Raw genomic sequence first — 20204 nt, 5'->3', positions numbered from 1 at the left:
ATAGCACATCAGTGCATATCGGAAATAGATGGAGATGAGGCACCATTGAAAAATTACGATGTCATCGTGATTGGAGACGCGAATATTGATTTAGTTGTTGAGGGCTGCAACGAGCTGCCAGCACCCGGACAAGAGGTATTTGTTCAAAATATGACCATCCACGTCGGCGGAGGGGCAGCTTTGTTTAGTTTGGCGACAGCCAAGCTAGGTTTGAAGGTTGCCTTTAACGGGGTTCTAGGTGACGACGGATTTGGTCAGCTTATAAAAGATCAATTTTCTCGGTATGGAATCGATACCAGATATATTAAAAAGAGCAGCAGCAATACAGGCATTTCCATTGCAATTAATCCGGAAAATGATCGTTCTTTTATTACGTTTGCAGGGTCAAACGCCGAGCTTAGCTTGCAGCAGCTTGACATGAATAGTGTTTTATTAGGACGCCATGTTCATTTGACTTGTTATAAGGGAAGCCGCAATCATGCTGAATTTTTGGAAACCGTAAAAAATCTTAAAGCACTAGGYGTAACGACCTCTATTGATATGGGGTGGGATGACTCTGGGGAATGGTATCCTGGCATTTTTGAATTAATGAAGGATATCGACGTTTTCTTCATGAACGAAACCGAAGCTATACACTATACCGGTTGTACAACGGTAGAAGAAAGTCTTGAAGTTCTTTCTAAACACAGCAGCCATATCGTGCTCAAATTGGGTTCGAAGGGTGCGGTGACATCGGTAGGCGGGCAGCAGTCCTATCGTTCGAGCTTCTCTGTCCGAGTCGTCGACACGACTGGAGCGGGTGATTCTTTTAATGCCGGTTATATTTATGGATATTTGGCAGGGAAAAATCCAGAGGAATGTTTGATATATGGAAATGCTTGCGGCGCACTGTCTGTAAGTGAATATGGTGGAAATACAGGGACGACAAACATAGAGCTGCTAGAGAAATTTATCGCAGATCGAATTGGAGAAACAATAGAAACGCTGGAAACCACACTATGAATCTAATGATTCATAGTGTACGAGACTATAAGCGTGTTTTAGGAGAGTGGACATCATACAAGTCGAGAATCTGAACGCAAATCTCGTAAAGCTGAAAACTCGTGTGCCTGGAGGGCAATGGAGCAAACGCATCGTTGCGGAATTGGAATATGCTAATCGGGTTTCAAAGGTGATGGGAGGTCAGTATGATGATCTGATCGATCCAGTTGTTATTGATCTGCTGAATACATTAGATCAAGAAGGCATCATCGGGGAGCAAACGGTTCGCAGTGCAGAGCAGCGGTTGTCTGAAATGGCAGCAGCAGCGAAGTCGTACCATTTAATTTGTGCTGCTCATGCCCACTTAGATATGAATTTTCTTTGGGGCTGGGATGAGACGGTATCTGCGACTCTTAATACGTTCCAGACTATGCTGGATCTGCTGCAGGAGTATCCTGATTTTTGCTTTTCCCATTCTCAAGCAGCTGCCTATCATATTGTTGAATCCTATGATCCTGAAATGCTAGAAGAAATCAAACTTCGTGTACAAGAAGGACGATGGGAAGTAACGGCATCAACTTGGGTTGAAGCGGATAAGAACATGCCAAACGGTGAAAGTATGACTCGGCAGTTCTTATATGCCAAAAACTATCTTACACAGTTGTTCGGATTGCAGTTGGATGATTTGCAAATCGATTTTGAGCCGGACACTTTCGGTCATGCGCTTAATGTGCCGGAAACATTGCATCACGCGGGCATCAAATATTATTACTATTGCCGCGGTCATAACAATGAGGGACATCACCTCTATCGCTGGATGGCGCCCTCAGGGAGATCGGTAATCGCATATAAAGAGCCGCATTGGTACGATTCCCGCATTGAGGGTGAAATGGTGCTTACGGTGCCGGAGTTTTGTCAGAAAACAGGCTTGAATACGATGATGAAAGTATATGGGGTAGGTGATCATGGCGGCGGTCCGACGCGGCGTGACATAGAGCGCATACTTGATATGAAGGAATGGCCGATTTTTCCAACCATTCGCTTCGGAAAGTATGCAGAATACTTCGCGTTAACAGAGCAAATAGCCGATAAACTTCCGATTGTCCAAAACGAGCTGAACTTTATTTTTACAGGGTGTTACAGCTCGGAAGCACGTTTGAAACAAGCGAACCGAGTTTCGGAAAACCTGTTGTATGAAGCGGAAGCATTGTCTAGTGTGTCCACGCTTTGGACTTCGTCCAAGTATTATGGCAAGCAATTAGAAGAAGCTTGGAGAAAAACTTTATTTAATCAATTTCATGATATTTTGCCGGGAACAGGCATTCCAGAAACGCGTGATCATGCACTTGGAGCGTTCCAAGAAATATCCGCCATGGCTAATAGCAAACGAAGCGCTGCTATGCGCAGTCTTGCAGCGCACATCGATACCTCACGTTTTCTTGTTGAGGGCGAAGACCTGAAAGAAAGCTTTTCCGAAGGAGCAGGCGCTGGAGTTGGTGTCAGCATAAAGCATCAATTTCGAACGGGCGAAAGTGACCGCGGACGCGGGAAAACACGGATATTTAATGTGTTCAACAGTGCTACTACCGCACGTAAAGAATTAGCCGAGATTACGATTTGGGATTGGGATGGAAATATCCAAAGCATCGGTTTCGAAGACGACGAGGGAAATCAACTTGATTTTCAATTTGTGGATCGTGGATTTGCCGAGCATTGGGGGCACTTTTTCTTGCGTATATTACTGCCCGTAAATGTCCCAGCATTAGGATACAGCACCTATATCATGACGGAAAAAGCGGGGGATATGGCAGCCCTAACGGCAAATGATTTCTATCTTACGGGTCAAAACCTTCCGCCTGTGGAACTGTATACGTTTGTGCTCGAGAACGAGCTGTTAAAGGCAGTCCTAGATGTGCGAAAGCTTACGATTATTTCATTAATCAATAAAGAGAATGGACAGCAGCTCATCGATAGCAGCCGACCCGCAGGCGTATTCCGATTCATCGAGGAGGATACTTTTCAAGGAGGTGGCAATGCATGGCTGGTAGGCCGATACCGCAAAATTGAAGAGCTCACTGAAGGCATCAAAATCGAAAGCAGTGAATTAGGCAGCAAGCTGCTGAGGCAATCCATTACGTTCAGCGTCCCGTTTCGAAGATCGAAATTGCAAGTTACGGTATCTCTGGACCAGGGCAGCAGCAGGCTTGATTACAATGTGGAATGTGATTGGCATGAGTACGGCAATGAAAAGGAATTTACACCGCAGTTACAGTTTTATGCGCCTTTTGGTTATGAAAGCGATTCCTATCGATACAATATGGCTTTCGGTACGATTGAACGTCCTTCCCTCGACTTAGACGTACCTGCGAACAGTTGGGCACTCGGTGTTCCTTCGAACCATGAGAAGGGTAGAGCAATTATGCTTCTATCGGATTGTAAATATGGATTCCGAGGTACGGATAGAGCACTTTCCGTCACACTGCTGCGGGGCTCTTATGGTCCGGATGCTTATCCGAATACAGGGGTTCATCGCATTCGTTTAAGTATTTGTGTAGTTGATGCTTCTAAAAACCAGCAATTGATTGAACAATCCTCCCATTACCATCTTCCACTCCAATACATCTCAGCGGCTGCGAGTAATGGAGATTGGCCGACAACACAAAGCTTCTTGCAATTAGTTGAAGGAACGATTGCAATCTCTGCGATCAAGATGCCTGAGGACAATCAAGCTGTTAATCGATGGATTATTCGCGTGTATGAAACCGAAGGAAACACATCCTCGGTAAAGCTGGAGTTATGCCGGAAAGTGAGCAAAGCTTATTTTGTCGATACGTTAGAATGTCCTCTAGTTGAGGGGGAAGTATTCATGAATGAATCACAGATAGGCTTTGAGGTTATGGCTTTTGGCGTCGCGAGCCTATGTATTGAATTTGAACAATAGGAGGGTTGTCCGGTGAGTATCGATCAGCAAGCAGAAAAGACTACACAAACCTTAATTTATCCGGTTTATGAACAAAATGTAGAACGGATTCTGGATATGCCTCGAGTCCGGCATTTGTTCGATGTGTCTGTATTGAGACCACATATGGGCGCCAAAGATGCAATAACGTGGTTCTATGGTCGTCTAGGACAACCGGATGTTGTTATCGTAGGTATGGGTGATGCCTCGCTAATTCACCCTGTTCGGATTAGGGAAGCAGCCGGCAACACGGGAAGAGCAGCAGCCAATGAGAAATGTGGTCGTGTGCATGTTTCTTTTCAAGCGCTGTGGGATGCCAATACAGCATTGGGTCAAGAAGCAGAAGCTGTCACGGCATGGGTGGAAGGTTGGAAACTGGGTACGTATTCCTTCGATAAATATAAGACGAAGTCAGATAAGCAGGAAACCCCGATCCTTTCTTTCGATGGACAGCCCGATATGCAGATCCAAGAGGCTAYTCGCCAAGGGGAAATTCATGCTGAAGGTACGATCTGGGCGCGCGATCTTGCGAATGAACCAGCCAACTATTTGCGTCCGTTAGTACTAACGGACAAAGTGATGGAGCGTTTTGACGGAACGGGTGTGGAGATTAATGTCTACACTGGCGAGGAGCTCGAGAGGCAAGGTTTTGCCGGCGTAATAGCGGTTGGTAAAGGAAGCGCATATTCGCCTGCATTTATCGAACTTCGATATTGTACGGATGCGTCAAAACCGCTTACAGCTCTAATTGGCAAAGGAATTACGTTCGATACCGGGGGAATCAGCCTTAAAAAAGATTACGATATTAGCAGTATGAGGATGGATATGGCCGGAGCGGCAGGTGTGCTTGGAGCGCTGGATATCGTCGTTAAGAGCGGTGCGTCCGCCAACATAGCGGTGTTGGTGCCGACTGCAGAGAACGTTATATCAGGGAACAGCTTACTACCGAGTGATGTAATCCGATATGCGAATGGCCTAACCGTTCAAGTAGGCAATACCGATTCGGAAGGCCGACTCATACTCGCTGATGCGTTGATCCATGCTCATCGAATAGGGGCAGTGGAAGCGATCGATATGGCGACGTTAACTTACGCTGTCGTCGGCGCGCTTGGAACGAAGATTGCAGGTATACTCGGCGACGATGAGTTGGTGGGGTTGTGTAAACATGCAGGTGAGCCGTTTGGCGAGAAAGTATGGCAGCTGCCATTAGTAGATGAATACGAATCGTATTTGGATAGCACATATGCCGATGTCTGCAACATTAGCAGCGGTGATGGCGGAGGAGCGATTTCAGCGGCACTGTTCTTACGCAAGTTTGTCCATCCTTCATTGAAATGGGCACATATCGACATGAATGGTCCAAAAGATTCATCCTCCGCGAGTGGCCAGCAGGCTATTGGTGCGACCGGTTTCGGCGCGAGAATGTTGGCTTCGTTTGTGATGTCGAGATAAAAAGGAGGGTATTCCTCCTCTTTATTTATATTTTGTAAACGCAAACAAATACATATATAACATTAAACAACAGGTGGGTGAGCGTTGAATTTATTATTCTATCAAATGAATGTAGGAGGTTATTTATGTTGCTTATGAGAAATAAAAGATTGGTTAGCATGATTTTGGTTATGAGTTTGTGGATCAGCTGTATCAGTATCAGTTTTCCTCATGCTATTGCTTATGCTGATGATAGCAGTCAACCTACGACGATTTCCGGTTTAATTGGTGAATGGAAATTTGATGAAGTGTCAAAGGATGGCATATCTCCGGACACGTTGAAGCGGAATAATGCTATCCTTACCGATGCTGCAATAGGAAGCGGCAAGGTAGGAAAAGCCTTATTGTTAAATGGTTATCTTAGTTACGCCACTATACCGAATCAGAATTTGATAAATACAGGCAGCGATTTCTCCATGAGCCTGCTTGTCCATTTCAATTCAAACTATACAAACAGAGACGTTGTCATTGTTCAGCAGCAAGGTGAGGGCGGAGAAACGCTGTTATCACGCAGAGCAGATGGTAGATTACAATCCTCTCTAGGCGGAAAAACGACGATCGGAGAAACCGTAATTGAGTCTAAAAAGTGGTACCATGTTGCCCTTAGCAGAGAGGGTGACCGGGTTAAGCTATATGTCAACGGTGCGTTCGAAACAGCTTCGGACGATACGTTATTAGTATCGAATTATGGTGATTTTCGGATTGGAGCTGACCGAGAGCCGGAAGTGACAAATGCGTGGCCGGGGCTCATCGACGAATTCAAAATTTATGACAAGGCTCTGACAGATGAGGAAATGAAACAGGTTCCGGGTTTTAATTGGCCTATTATTTCGTTAAACGGTCATTCGGAATTGAGTTTATCTTTGAACGATACCTATGTGGAGAGCGGAGCACAAGCATCCGATTTAATGGACGGAGATATTACGGCCGATATTCAAACGACTGGTCTTGTCGATACGAGTAAAGGCGGCATCTACAAAGTGAACTATACGGTATCTAACCAAGCAGGAGATTCGGTTACCAAAGTGAGGACTGTAACTGTTATTCCACCAAAAACGTTATCTCGCGCTAGCAGAGTTTTGATTGATAAAGGGCTGCAAATGCAGACGTGGATGACAACGGATCAATCAGGTCGGAAATACGCTAGTGCAGAGGAATGGAAAAACAGTCATTTTACTACGGCTACCTATTACGAATATCCGGGCTATAACCAAACGTTCCATAACCAGGTGCCAGAAGCACAATGGTCGTTTGTAAAAGGGGCATTCGGAGATGGCTTGGGAGGCGGTCCGAAAGAAAAAGATATGACGGGATTTCTGAGTGATGCGCAAAAAGCTAATGTAGATAAGCTGATTACGATATCATTTGGAGATGAAGAAAACTACAACAAAGAGATCTTAAAAACCTTTACGGATTGGTTCAAGCTAAGCCACAGACTTTATCCGGATGTCCTCGCTCACAGCAACCAACAATCGCGTCAATGGCAAAGGGACGATTATGAAACGTACATTCGTACGGCCGAACCTGACCTGCTCACTTTCGACGATTATTTATTCTCAACGAGAGGCTCGGACAACAATCTATTTACAACAATCGTCAATAACATTAATGACCAAAGAACGATTGCACTTAAGGGCTATGACGGAACCGGGCAAAGTCCGATCGCTTTCGGGCAATATTTGCTTGGCTTCAAGACAGGTGAGATTCCTGCAGATGTAGGTCCATATATTATAACTGAATCTCAAATATACGGCGTTCCGTTCGCCACATTGACGATGGGCGGCAAATGGCTCAGCATGTTCCGCTGGGAGTATGACAGCAACGCTTTCTTGTTTTTTGACAAGGACGGTAAACCTACAAAGCAATATGAGYAATATGCCGAAATGGCAAGGCAAATAAACAACCTTGGACCGCATCTCGTACGGCTCAATAGCACAGATGTCTCTATTTTGCCGGGGCAACATAAGGATTCAAACGGAAGAATCGTTAAAAACCTAACGCCTAGAGAAACACCAATATTCGATAAGAATACTCAGCTAAAGCATCCTTATTTAAGGAGCGTTGTTTCGAAAAACTCCAGCGTTCAAGGTGGACTTAATGGCGATGTAATGCTTGGTTTTTTTGAACCTCTGCCAGATACAGAGTCGTTTTTCAACTCCACAGACATGGAATATTTTATGGTCATGAATGGACTGACCTCAGGTAACGGTAAAACGGTGGAGCAGCACGGAGAGGGTGCAGAGACGGAACAGACGATAACGGTGCAATTAAATCTAGCAAAATACAATAAGGATGCGATTAAGAGAGTAAGTAGACATACAGGAGATCTGGAACCTGTTGAATTGACGCCAATTGGCGGAAACCTCTATCAACTAGAAGTCGTCCTTAACGGGGGAGCAGCGGATTTATTCCAATTGGATAAAACAAAAGTAAATCTTGACTACATTGCTGCGAATGCTATAAGCCTGCCTGAGACACTTACAATGGATGCAGGAGAAACGGAAGCAATAGAAGCGGTTGTTTTACCAGCAGGAGCGACCGAGAAGAGTGTAGATTGGTACACATCGAATGAGCAGATCGCGACAGTAGACAGCAATGGAAAAGTAACTGCGATAGCTGGAGGGAAAGCAGTTATTACGGCAATTAGTGTTGATGGCAACAAAAAGGCATCCACTAGCATCACGGTTACTAGTGACGTTGTTCTTGTAACTGGCATTAAGGTTTCCCCCTCAACCGGAACGCTCTATACGAATGAAACGATGAAGTTGACTGCTGAGATCTTACCAAGCAATGCAACGAACAAAATATATGAATGGTTCAGCAGCAACGCTGATGTAGCTGCTGTGGATCAGAGCGGTAAGGTATTTGCGAAATTACCGGGCTCGGCTGAGATTTCGGCCAGAACATTAGACGGACGATTTGTCGCTAAAAGTACAATAACGGTGCTGGATGCAAACAGCGAAGCATCATTGTCGGAGTTAGTGATCAGTGGAGGAAAAGAGAACATTGTCTTTAATAGCGAAATATACGAATATACAACTAGGGTTAATACAAAAGTAGATGCCATTACGATTCAACCACGGCTGAAAAACAAAAAAGGCACGATGACAGTTAACGATATTCCTGTCGTCAGCGGCCAGAAGATTACAGCGAAGCTGCCGATGGGCAATAGCAAGATCGTATTCGTTACCAAAGCAGCGGATGGCATGACAACAAAAACCTATACGCTAACGGTAAAACGAAACAAAAATGCAGCGCTTGAAGCTACGGTTGTAAGTGCGACATATTTAAATAAAGATGGAGAGCCAGCTAACTTAATTAGAAACGATTACGATAACTCAAGTGAGCATTCGCCGCTCAAGTTTGCTGACGGGGATGAGGAGACGTATTTCCAAAGTGCTGCTATTACAAACCTGAATCCAAAAGGAGAGTTCAATCCTGCGCATCGGATTATGCTGCAATGGGACGACGATAATCTTCAAGATTTTAATAAACTAGTTCTTGTCGTCAATAATGCACAGCAGCAAGGTATAACCGTCATCGATACTGAAACTTCTGTAAATGGCACCACATGGCAGGAGCTTAATGCTAAAGCCTATAAACCGACATGGCAGACAGACAGTCCAGACATTTACGAGAGTGTAACCATTGATCTTCCCAATTATAAGGAATATTACGGTGAAGGTTATAAGGGGTTGAAAGGCATTTATTTGCTGCTATGGGCAGCGAATTTAAATACCGATCATAAATATGCGATCAGCGAGTTTGAGCTGTACAATGAGCAGGATGCAGCAGAGCCTGTTGAACTGACTTTAGGCGAAATACCTGGCACTGATCCTGAGAATCCCGTAATTGCTGATTGGGTATTTTCCGAAGCAAATGTGCAGCCTGGAACATCTATCGAAGCAGGCAATTTGGTTATAAAAGATAGGAGCGGCATGGGTAATGATCTTAAAATGGCCGTTGCTGGAACTCCGGGAGACAATAGGCTGTCATTTACTGAAGACGGTGCTCTTGATTTTGCAAATGAAAAAAAAGATGGCCAATATTTGACGACAGTAGCAGGCGCACCAATCAATAGGGAAAGTTTCGATAAAGGTTTTACGATTGAAGCAGAATTTAAGCTTGGCTCCAGTATTAATAACTGGATGGGAATTTTGACCCGTCAAGGGAATAACACTTTTGATCCAGGGGAACAGGAGCCGCTATCAACGCTCTCCATTTCAAGCATTCGCGAAGTTCAATGGGCAAGCACGCATGGGAACTCGAGCTCGAACGAGATCCAATCGAACTGGTCGAACTCACTTTCAGCTATTAAAGCTTGGGCGCAGTCAGATGACTATACACATGTTGCCATTGTGAATGATGGCTCAAAGACTCGATTATTCCTAAATGGTGTWGAATCCATTCGCAATCCTGAAACGGACGAAATCATAAATGGGATTGCAACCGAAGCGGGTATGGGATGGAATGTCGGAGCTTATGAGTGGGATAGAGCGCCAAGCAGTCTCTTTTTAGGGAAAATCAAACATATCAGGGTCTCTAGTAAAGCATTGGAGAAGGACCAATTCATTAAAACGGAGTTTAATTATAAGGTAAACTATGGGACTAATAATGATCTTCCGATGTTTGCACAAGATACATATACGTTTGCGATCATTCCAGATCCACAGTATGTGGTGCAATCCAAACCGGAAATTCTTGAGAAGCAGCTACAGTTTATTGCAGATAATTATGTTAGCAAGAATATTGCGATGACTGTAAATGTTGGCGACACGACACAAAGCAGTGCAGCCAAGGAATGGGCTTCTGCCGATAAGGCCTATAAGATTTTAGATCAAGCTAATGTGCCTTATATTGTTACTCGCGGCAATCACGATTTGAATGGTTCTGGTTATATCGATACGATGGGTCCCAAAAGATTTTCTGGTACGGAACATTTCAAGGGTGCTTCCCCCTCGGGATTAAGCACCTACTCGATCATTACAGCCGGCAGCTATAAGTATATGTTCCTTGCGGTAGACTCAGTGGGGAACAATTCGAGTAATACAAAAGAAAGAGACTGGGCAAAAACGGTGCTTAATGAGAACCCGAAAATGCCAACCGTCATCTTCTCGCATAATATTATGACGATCGATGGCAACGGCCAAGTAAGCGAAGGCGGTCAGGGCAGCTTATTCTGGAGAGACCTTGTCGAGAATTATGATCAAGTATTCATGATGGTAGGCGGACATATTAGCGGTGCTGGTCTGAATGTGAAGAAGAAGGCTAATGGAAATGAAGTCTTGCAGGTGTTAACTGATTATCAATCGGATATCGCTGGCGGCAACGGTTGGACAACTTTTTTTGAATTTGATGAAAAGTCAAAGGAGATTCGTGTGAAGACGTTCTCGCCATATGTTGATAGCATTCCGGTAGGGGAGCGTTCATATCTGGACACGAAATTTCTGATTGGTCCCGGAGATATGTACAACATTCCATTTGATTTCAGCATCAGATTTCGTTTTGCAAAAAATGATGCCGTTGATGTCGTCACTCCCGACGTGACAAACGACAAAGGTTCAATTAATTTAGTGCCTAAAGTTGATGCTAGAACGGGAGAAGCAAGGGCCGTGGTTGAAGAGCGAGACTGGAACAAAGCGCTTAGCACATCTTCAGCTGATGACGATGGAGTGAAAACGGTTAAAGTCGAGGTGCAGAAAGCGGATAAAGCAAAAGCATATGTCGTTGAGCTTCCGAAAGCAGCACTTCATTCTGATCTAGCGACGCATTTGATCGAGATAACGACTGCAATTGGAACAATAACGGTACCTGCCAATATGCTAAACGGACAGGATTTGACCGGAGCGAAGTCGGTTGCGCTAATTATTGCGAGCGTAGATAAAACAGCGCTTGATCCAGCTTTACAGGAGCAGGTTGGCGATAGGCCAATTATTGAGGTTGATGTGTATATCGATGGAGCTAAGGTTGCTTGGAGCAATCCACAGGCTCGAGTGAAAATTTCAGTTCCGTATACACCATCAGATGCCGAGTTAGCCGATTCGGAGCATATTGTAGCAGGGTACATTAATAACATTGGCAAAGCGATTATAGTACCGAACAGTATATATGAGCCAATTACAAAAACGGTTGCTTTTACGACAACTCATTTCAGCAAATATGCGATCATGTTTGTTCATAAAACATTCGATGATCTCGAGAACGTGAAATGGGCTAAAAGGCAAATCGAAGTGCTGGCATCCAAAGGAATTATTAATGGCACGTCTGCAACAAAATACAATCCTTCAACCACAATAACAAGGGCGGACTTTATCGTCCTGCTTGTTAAGGCGCTTGAATTAACAGCTCCAATCGATACGAATTTCGATGACGTCAGTTTTTCTTCCTATTATTATAATGAAGTGATGATCGCCAAAAAGCTTGGCATCACTAACGGCAGCGGAGACAATAAATTTAATCCGCTTCAACCGATTACGAGGCAGGACGCGTTCGTTCTACTCCATAAATCGATGAAGGCTGCCGGTATGAAGCTGAACGAAGGCACGTCAGCTGGGCTGGATCGTTTTAACGACAAAGCAAAAGTTGCGAGCTATGCGATGGAAAGCTTGACGGCGTTGATTGAAAATGGAATTGTCAAAGGAAATGGGAATTACATTCTTCCGCTGGCTCCACTATCAAGAGCAGAATCAGCTGTAATCTTGTATAACATGATCAATAAATAATGAATGGGGGAGTGCCGCTCTAGCTCAACAGGGCGGCTATTCCTTTTTTGCAATGACTGAATATGCACGATTCTTAATGTTAAATGAAAGGGTTTTCAACATTTTTGGTTTAGTTGAGAAAAGTAATTTTTAGAGGCTATTGTAAAACGGGGTAGAATCTATTATACTGACTTCAATTACCGTATGGTAGCGATTCCAGAAAACATGATTGTCCATTTATGGTATCGCTACCATACAGATTGATGAACAAAATAGATGAGCTATTAAAGACGTTTTGTTGGAGACATTATCGAACTTCGATTGATGTAATTATTGAAAGAGGAAGAACAGAATAACTGCAGCATGAAAGGAGTGTTCATATGGAAATGATGGAGATGCAAGGTGTGAACAAGCCGATGTCCCGGTTGATTATGGGAACGGGAGACCTGAGAGTATTGGACGATGCAAAACGGTTGATGCTTGATGCTTACATTGAAGCAGGCGGCAATATGTTTGATACTGCCCATCAGTACAGAGGGAAAGAGAAGATTTTGGGACAATGGCTGGCGGAGAAGAAGATCAGGGAAAAAGTAGTCATTATGAACAAAGGCGCTCACCACGATGATGGGAGTCCAGGCCCACGGGTGAACCCGCAAGCCATCCGAAAGGATCTGGACGAAAGCTTGGAGAGGCTGGGAACAGATTATATCGATCTATACGCGCTTCATAGAGATGATCCGACCGTCGAGGTTGGGCCGATCATGGAAGTGCTGAATGAGCAGCTTGAAACGAAGAAGATTCGCGCGATTGGCGCATCGAATTGGTCGCATCAGCGCATACAGGAAGCGAACGAATACGCGGCGGCGCATCAGCTAGTAGGTTTTACGTTTAGCAGTACGAACCTGAGTCTTGCTAAAGCGAAAGAGCCGAGGTGGGAGGGCTGTGTGTCTGCTGATGAGGAAACCTGCAATTGGCATGAGCGTAACAAACTGCCGCTATTGTCATGGTCTTCGCAGGCAGGCGGATTTTTCTCAGGCCATTTTACGCCAGACAATCTCTCTGATTCGGAAATGGTGAGAGTGTATTACAACGACAACAACTGGGAGCGATACCGACGAGCGGTGAAGCTAGCGGAGCTGAAGCAGGTAACGCCGATTCAAATCTCATTATCTTATGTTCTTCATCAACCTTTCCCAACATGTGCAATCATCGGACCTCGAAATCTTGATGAGCTTCATGATTCGGTTATGGCTATGAATCTACCATTAACTGCCGGGGAAGTCGAATGGCTGGATTTGAAAACGGAGGAGATTGCGGAATGATCAAACACCAATTGGCGGCTCAGCTCTACACTTTAAGAAACGAAGTAAAGAAGGATTTTCCAGCTGTTTTGAAGCAATTGAGTGAAATGGGATGGGCGGCCGTTCAAATTGACGGGCTGCACGGATATGAAGCACGAGAAATTGCTACGGTGATGAAGGAACTCGGATTACGTACCGCTGGCATGCATGTAGGGCTGGAACGAATGAAGTTTGATTTAGATGCTGTGCTGGAAGAGGCTAACTTATTCGATACGAAAGACTTTATCTGTCACTCCCTGCCGGATGGGCTGCAAAACCCAGAAGGGTATGCAAGCGTGAAGAAAGACTTGCTTGAAGTGGCTGCTAAAGTTAAGGGCACGAAATATCGCGTTGGCTATCATAATCATGATTTTGAATTTCATACATCCATAGATGGTAAATTTGCACTCGAGTACTTGCTTGATGATCCAGCCATTTACGCTGAGATTGATACGTACTGGGTTCGCAAAGCTGGCCAAGATCCTCTGTCCTTCATCCAGAACTACGCGAATCGTATGCCGATTCTTCATTTGAAGGACATGACTGCTGACAGCAGAGAGACTTTTGCTGAGRTCGGATCAGGAGTTATCGATTTTTCTCCAATCCTGCAATGGGGATTGCGAAGCGGCGTTGAGTGGTTTGCGGTAGAGCAGGATTATTGCACAGGAAGTCCGTTGGACAGTCTGGCTGCTAGCCTGGAATACTTATTGAAATTGGAAAAAATGCTCGTTTAACTATGAAGCCCGCATCTGAATAACCGGAACAGCGGGCTTTTCCTTATCCAATCTATAATGAATCGAGGTTTTGCTGATGAAAACGATTCGCCTTACTATGGCGCAGGCTTTGCTGCGATTTCTGGATCAACAGTATTTGTCTGTAGACGGAGAAGAGATAAAGTTCGTTCGTGGTGTTATGGGCATCTTCGGACATGGTAACGTCACAGGGATCGGAGAAGCTCTTGAGCGAGAAACTACAGAGTTATTGTTTGTCCAAGGGAAGAACGAACAAGGTATGGTTCACGCGGCTACAGCTTACGCCAAACAGAAGAACCGCCGTCAGATTTTTGCCTGCACGACTTCAATCGGCCCAGGAGCACTTAATATGATGACTGGAGCCGCAACGGCAACGGTTAACCGCATACCTGTGCTGCTGCTGCCAGGCGATAACTTTGCATCCCGCCAGCCTGACCCCGTACTGCAGCAATTGGAGGTTCCGAGTGACTACTCCATATCGGCAAACGATCCGTTCAAGGCAGTCAGCAAGTTTTGGGATCGCATCGTCCGCCCGGAACAGCTGATGTCGTCGCTTCTACAGGCGATGCGCGTGCTGACTGATCCAGTTGACACCGGAGCGGTTACGCTAGCGCTGCCGCAGGACGTTCAAACAGAGGCTTATGATTATCCAGCGCGTTTCTTTGAGAAGCGAATCCATTTCCTGCAGCGCCGTCCAGCGGAACAGGATGCCATTTTACGTGCCGCAAATTTGATCATGCGCAAGAAGAAACCTTTAATCATCGCAGGGGGAGGCGTTCACTACGCGGATGCGACGAAAGAGCTTCTTGCTTTTGCAGAAGCATTTGGCATTCCAATAGCTGAGACGCAGTCGGGCAAAAGCGCGGTGCCGTGGAATCATCCGCTTAGCCTCGGCGGAGTTGGTACAACCGGCACGCTGGCGGCGAATCGGATAGCTGCCGAAGCAGACTTGATCATTGGAATCGGTACACGATTTTCTGATTTCACGACGGCATCCAAATCGGCTTTTCGCAACTCCGATGCCGCATTCCTTAACTTGAACGTTAGTTCATTTGATGCGGTCAAAATGGAAGCGGATTCGATCACAGCAGACGCAAAGTTGGCGATTGTCGCACTGCAGATGGAATTAACGAATCGCAGATTCAGATCCAGCTATGCTGACGGTTATATTAAAGAGTTGAAAGCGGAGTGGGACAGTGAAGTTGATCGTCTCTACGCCTTGGAGAGCGCCAATGGGTTAACCCAGACTAGAGCTCTCGGTATCATTAATGGATTCATCGAATCGAAGGATGTTGTCGTTGGCGCCGCTGGAAGCCTTCCGGGCGATCTGCACCGTGTCTGGCGTGTAACTGAACCGAACACTTATCACTTGGAATATGGTTTTTCCTGCATGGGGTATGAGATAAGCGGTGCTTTTGGCGTCGCGCTTGCGGAACCGGATCGTGAAGTGTATGCGTTAGTTGGTGATGGAAGCTACCTCATGCTGCACTCTGAGCTGATTACGGCAATACAAGAGGGCGTGAAGCTGACCATTTTACTATTTGATAACAACGGGTTTCAATGCATTCATAACTTGCAGCGCGGTCACGGCAGCGACGGCTTCGGCAATGAATTCCGCTTCCGATCCAAAGAGACGGGAAGGTTAGATGGACCGTTTATGCCGATTGATTTCTCTTTGCTTGCCCGCGGCTTAGGCGCTGCCTCATATAAAGCTACCTCAGCGAAAGAACTGGAGCAAGCGCTGCACGACGCGAAAGCGGAACAAGGACCTGTGCTGGTGGAAATTAAGGTGCTTCCGGGAACGAATACGGATGGTTATGACTCATGGTGGAATGTCGGCGTACCTGAGGTGTCTGTGAGCGACAAAGTGAGGAAGGCGCATGAGCAGATGCAGCAAAACATCAGTGCGGCGCGCCCTTATTAATTGGGAAGAAGGGATATGATGGATACGATTACTTTTGCGGGTGATAAGGATTTGGATTTTGTAGCAATCGGCCGCCTATGCATTGATTTGAATGCCAATGAAATCAATCGTCCTATGGAAGAAACGATGACTTTCACCAAGTATGTGGGCGGTTCACCGGCCAACATCTGCATCGGTATGTCGCGATTAGGCATGAAAACAGCGTTTATCGGCAAGGTTGCTGATGATCAGATGGGCCGATTCATTGATCAATACCTGCGTAATAACGGCATAGACACTTCAGGTGTCACAACGGATCGGACCGGAGCGGTTACCGGACTTGCTTTTACAGAAATCAAAAGCCCAGAGGATTGCAGCATACTGATGTACCGCAGCAATGTGGCAGATTTGTTGCTCGCGCCTGAAGAAGTTGACGAATCGTTGATAAAGCGAAGCAAGTTGCTGCTCGTATCCGGTACGGCGCTGGCACAGAGTCCATCCCGCGAGGCGGTGCTTCTTGCACTTCGTTACGCACGTAAACACGGAACGAAGGTAATATTCGATATCGATTATCGGCCATATTCGTGGGCATCTCCCGAGGAAACGGCCATTTATTATCATTTGGCAGCGGAGAAAAGCGATATTATTATTGGCACCCGCGAGGAATTCAATATGCTGGAGCGGTTCGACGGCAACGCCGAACGCAGCGACGCTGTAACTGCCGCGCAATGGTTCGGTTACCACGCTGAGATCGTCGTCATCAAGCACGGCAAAGAAGGATCGATTGCTTATGGCAAAAACGGCAGCTCACAGCGGGGTTCTATTTTCCCAGCTAAGGTTATCAAGACATTCGGAGCCGGCGACTCGTATGCAGCAGGATTTATCTATGGACTTATGCAGGGATGGGATGTCGGCCGCAGTATGACATTCGGCAGCGCTTCAGCTTCCATTGTTATTTCCAGTCATAGCTGCTCGGACGCTATGCCGACAGTGGGGCAGATTGAACAATATATGCTTTCTTCCAAACAAGCGTAATTGGAGAGGAGAACGACATTGATGACCCAAATGCAAGCACTTATACCTTTATCCAATTTTATTGGAGGCGAATGGATCGCCTCGACTTCAGGCAAGACCGAAGCTGTGTTTAATCCAGCAACCGAAGAAATTTTGGCTTACGTTCCGCTGTCGTCTAAGGATGAAGTTGATCAAGCTGTCCGAAATGCGAAAGAAGCGTTTAAAACATGGAGTAAAACGCCGGTACCACGCCGTGCTCGAATTCTTTTCAAATACCAACAGCTGTTAGTTGAACATTGGGAAGAGCTTGCACAGATCATTACCTTGGAGAACGGGAAAAACTATCAAGATGCTCACGGGGAAGTCATGCGCGGCATTGAATGTGTTGAATTCGCTGCCGGGGCGCCAACGCTCATGATGGGAAAACAGCTTCCAGACATCGCTACAAATGTGGAGTCGGGTATGTTCCGATATCCGATTGGGGTTGTGGGCGGAATTACACCGTTTAACTTCCCAATGATGGTACCCTGCTGGATGTTCCCGCTTGCAATTGCTTGCGGCAATACGTTTGTCTTGAAGCCCTCCGAGCGGACGCCGCTTCTTGCGAATCGTCTGGTGGAGCTGTTTAAGGAAGCGGGTTTGCCGGATGGCGTGCTGAATCTTGTACATGGCTCACACGATGTCGTAAATGGTCTGATTGAACACCCGGACGTCATTGCGATTTCGTTTGTTGGCTCTCAGCCCGTCGCGGAATATGTGTATAAAACCGCAACTGCGCAAGGGAAACGGGTTCAGGCGCTTGCCGGCGCTAAGAACCATACCATCGTCATGCCGGATGCTGATATGGACGGAGCGGTGACTCAAATCATCAACGCGGCATTTGGCTCTGCGGGCGAGCGCTGTATGGCATGCGCTGTCGTCGTTTCCGTTGGGAAAGCGTCCGAAACGTTGATTGATAAATTGGTCGCGGCAGCTGATAAGCTAATCATTGGTAATGGCATGGATAAAGATGTCTTTCTAGGGCCGGTCATCCGCGGTCCGCACAAGGAACGTACGCTGGGCTATATTGCGACAGGCACAGAAGAGGGAGCGGTATTGCTCCGTGATGGACGTACGGATGCCGCATCAAATGGCGAAGGGTATTTCGTCGGCCCGACAATTTTTGATCATGTGACGAGTGAGATGAAAATCTGGAAGGACGAAATATTTGCTCCCGTTCTGTCGATTGTCCGCGTGGATACGCTGGAAGAGGCGATTGAACTTGCCAATCGTTCAGAACTAGCAAATGGAGCGTGCATTTTCACTCAAAATGGCAGTCATGTTCGTCAATTCCGTGAAACGATCGACGCTGGTATGCTGGGCGTGAATTTGGGCGTACCTGCCCCAATGGCATTTTTCCCTTTCTCTGGCTGGAAGAAATCGTTCTACGGTGACTTGCATGCTAACGGTTCAGACGGTGTCGAGTTTTTTACGAGGAAAAAAATGGTTACTTCCCGCTGGTAAGCGGCTCGTTGACAGGAGGATCGGTTGATTCTGATCCTCCTGTTAAAATGCATGGACAATGGATCAAAATACCCGAAGGGAGGCATTTGAAATGAGTGAACTAATTGTAAAACCGAACCAAACTCCGGATCAGGAAGGTAATACCCTTCGGATTACTCCAGAATCTGCAGGGTGGGAATATGTTGGTTTTGAAGTGTTTACGCTAGATGCCGGACAATCACTTAGCCGTCTGACAGAGGAGCGGGAAGCTTGCGTTGTCCTGCTTAGAGGAAAAGCTGACGTTTCCACAGAGAAGTCAGAATGGAAGAGCATCGGCCGCCGGATGAATGTTTTTGAGAAAATTCCTCCTTATTCCGTGTATGTTCCATCTGAGGATAATTTCACGATTACCGCATTAACAGACCTGAAAATTGCTGTATGCTGGGCTCCAGGCAGCGGTACTCACGCAGCAAGATTGATCGAACCTGGTCATGTTGGGGTTGAGAATCGTGGCGAGGGCAGTACACAGCGGCTCGTTCATAATATTTTGCCAGAAACCGCAGATGCAGACAGTCTGCTCGTCGTAGAAGTGTTCACGCCTGCCGGTCATTGGTCAAGTTTTCCTCCACACAAGCATGACCGTGATTTTTTGCCTGAGGAATCGCTGCTGGAAGAAACCTATTATTATCAAGTTCAGCCAGAGCAAGGATTTGCAGTACAGCGTGTCTATACAGACGATCGTTCGTTGGACGAGACGTTGACTGTAGGCAACGGTGAAGTTGTACTTGTACCTAAAGGCTACCATCCTGTATCAGCTCCTCCAGGTTATGATGTATATTATTTGAACGTAATGGCGGGGCCAGTTCGTATTTGGAAGTTTTATAACGATCCGGATCACGCTTGGCTGATGCCGAAGCCACGATAAGATATATAACGAGGATTAAAATGCTACAATTGAAAGAGAGCAATGCCATTTGTAATGATGGCATTGCTCTCTTTTTAATTTCGATTACTCAAAACTTGACATCCCATTCTGTAACTAATATTATTACAGTAAGTCGAAAAAGAATAGAGGACATAAAGCATGAAATGCAAAATTAATCGAAATGCAGCAACCGTTTTAAAAAAGATGTTGAGCAGTAATGAATCAGAAGGGAAGATGATTCGTGTTTTTATAACTCAGAATCATGGAGATCATGGTCATTATGATATAAAGCTGGATACACCTACTGAACATGATGAAATTGTAAAAACAGACAAAGACATTGAAATTGTATTAGATAAACGTGAACCGCTATTAGACGGGGTTTGGATTCAATATTTTTATGTGCCGGAAGAAGGTTTCTTCATAACGAACCCTTCTACAGGTTTTCTTGAAAAATAAGGTTTAAAATATTGAAGGTCAACAGGGAGGATGCAAATTTGCATCCTCTTTAAGCATTTATAGAGAGTACATGACAGAATTATGATAATATCCGATTGCTTTAAACCCTACAGTTGGACAAAGTCTGGTAATGGAGTTCTGATGACTGCATAAAACGAATGTGCAGGATAGTGTAACTTCTTCGCGAATATTTCAAG

At 45.7% G+C, this 20204-nt stretch carries 11 protein-coding genes; all 11 read left to right on the top strand.

Annotated features, from left to right (window positions below; translation table 11 throughout):
- The first annotated feature begins 45 nt into the window (after nt 1-45).
- The 11 genes from AB4Z17_RS18160 (at nt 46) to AB4Z17_RS18110 (ending at nt 20007) form a co-directional block, all read left to right on the top strand.
- A complete protein-coding gene (locus AB4Z17_RS18160) occupies nt 46-1002 on the top strand; it encodes a carbohydrate kinase family protein (protein ID WP_441961216.1) in 957 nt (318 codons plus the stop codon).
- Nucleotides 1003-1048: 46 nt separating this feature from the next.
- On the top strand, nt 1049-3922 hold the full coding sequence (locus tag AB4Z17_RS18155) for an alpha-mannosidase (RefSeq protein ID WP_441961214.1): 2874 nt from the start codon (nt 1049-1051) through the stop codon (nt 3920-3922).
- 12 nt (nt 3923-3934) lie between these two features.
- A complete protein-coding gene (locus tag AB4Z17_RS18150; protein ID WP_441961212.1) occupies nt 3935-5392 on the top strand; it encodes a leucyl aminopeptidase family protein in 1458 nt (485 codons plus the stop codon).
- Between the two features lie 125 nt (nt 5393-5517).
- Entirely contained in the window at nt 5518-12153 is a 6636-nt protein-coding gene (locus tag AB4Z17_RS18145; RefSeq protein WP_441961210.1) for a LamG-like jellyroll fold domain-containing protein, read from the top strand.
- A 359-nt stretch (nt 12154-12512) separates the two neighbouring features.
- Nucleotides 12513-13454 (top strand): aldo/keto reductase, encoded by a 942-nt coding sequence (locus AB4Z17_RS18140; protein WP_441961208.1) that lies wholly within the window; start codon nt 12513-12515, stop codon nt 13452-13454.
- Nucleotides 13451-14206: a sugar phosphate isomerase/epimerase family protein gene (locus AB4Z17_RS18135; RefSeq protein ID WP_441961206.1), complete on the top strand. Its 756-nt coding sequence runs from the start codon at nt 13451-13453 to the stop codon at nt 14204-14206. Before AB4Z17_RS18140 ends, AB4Z17_RS18135 begins: the two co-directional genes overlap by 4 nt.
- Before the next feature lie 76 nt (nt 14207-14282).
- Nucleotides 14283-16148, top strand: a complete 1866-nt coding sequence (gene iolD, locus AB4Z17_RS18130) for a 3D-(3,5/4)-trihydroxycyclohexane-1,2-dione acylhydrolase (decyclizing) (protein WP_441961204.1) — start codon at nt 14283-14285, stop codon at nt 16146-16148.
- A gap of 18 nt (nt 16149-16166) precedes the next feature.
- Nucleotides 16167-17162: a 5-dehydro-2-deoxygluconokinase gene (iolC, locus tag AB4Z17_RS18125; RefSeq protein ID WP_441961222.1), complete on the top strand. Its 996-nt coding sequence runs from the start codon at nt 16167-16169 to the stop codon at nt 17160-17162.
- A 21-nt stretch (nt 17163-17183) separates the two neighbouring features.
- Nucleotides 17184-18644: a CoA-acylating methylmalonate-semialdehyde dehydrogenase gene (locus AB4Z17_RS18120; protein WP_441961202.1), complete on the top strand. Its 1461-nt coding sequence runs from the start codon at nt 17184-17186 to the stop codon at nt 18642-18644.
- Nucleotides 18645-18735: 91 nt separating this feature from the next.
- The gene (gene iolB, locus AB4Z17_RS18115) at nt 18736-19548 is read left to right on the top strand and encodes a 5-deoxy-glucuronate isomerase (RefSeq protein WP_441961200.1); all 813 of its coding nucleotides are present in this window, start codon (nt 18736-18738) and stop codon (nt 19546-19548) included.
- 159 nt (nt 19549-19707) lie between these two features.
- Nucleotides 19708-20007: a heme biosynthesis protein HemY gene (locus tag AB4Z17_RS18110; protein ID WP_076265580.1), complete on the top strand. Its 300-nt coding sequence runs from the start codon at nt 19708-19710 to the stop codon at nt 20005-20007.
- Nucleotides 20008-20204 lie beyond the last annotated feature (197 nt).

The sequence above is a fragment of the Paenibacillus sp. TAF43_2 genome (genome assembly GCF_052113545.1).
GTDB lineage: Bacteria > Bacillota > Bacilli > Paenibacillales > Paenibacillaceae > Pristimantibacillus.
This window is presented reverse-complemented; position numbering and strand designations above follow the sequence as displayed.

What these genes read in the sequence shown, in the direction of transcription:
- AB4Z17_RS18140 (WP_441961208.1), top strand. Translation starts at nt 12,513, where the DNA reads ATGGAAATGATGGAGATGCAAGGTGTGAACAAGCCGATGTCCCGGTTG.
- iolB (WP_441961200.1), top strand. Translation starts at nt 18,736, where the DNA reads ATGAGTGAACTAATTGTAAAACCGAACCAAACTCCGGATCAGGAAGGT.
- iolD (WP_441961204.1), top strand. Translation starts at nt 14,283, where the DNA reads ATGAAAACGATTCGCCTTACTATGGCGCAGGCTTTGCTGCGATTTCTG.
- iolC (WP_441961222.1), top strand. Translation starts at nt 16,167, where the DNA reads ATGGATACGATTACTTTTGCGGGTGATAAGGATTTGGATTTTGTAGCA.
- AB4Z17_RS18120 (WP_441961202.1), top strand. Translation starts at nt 17,184, where the DNA reads ATGACCCAAATGCAAGCACTTATACCTTTATCCAATTTTATTGGAGGC.
- AB4Z17_RS18110 (WP_076265580.1), top strand. Translation starts at nt 19,708, where the DNA reads ATGAAATGCAAAATTAATCGAAATGCAGCAACCGTTTTAAAAAAGATG.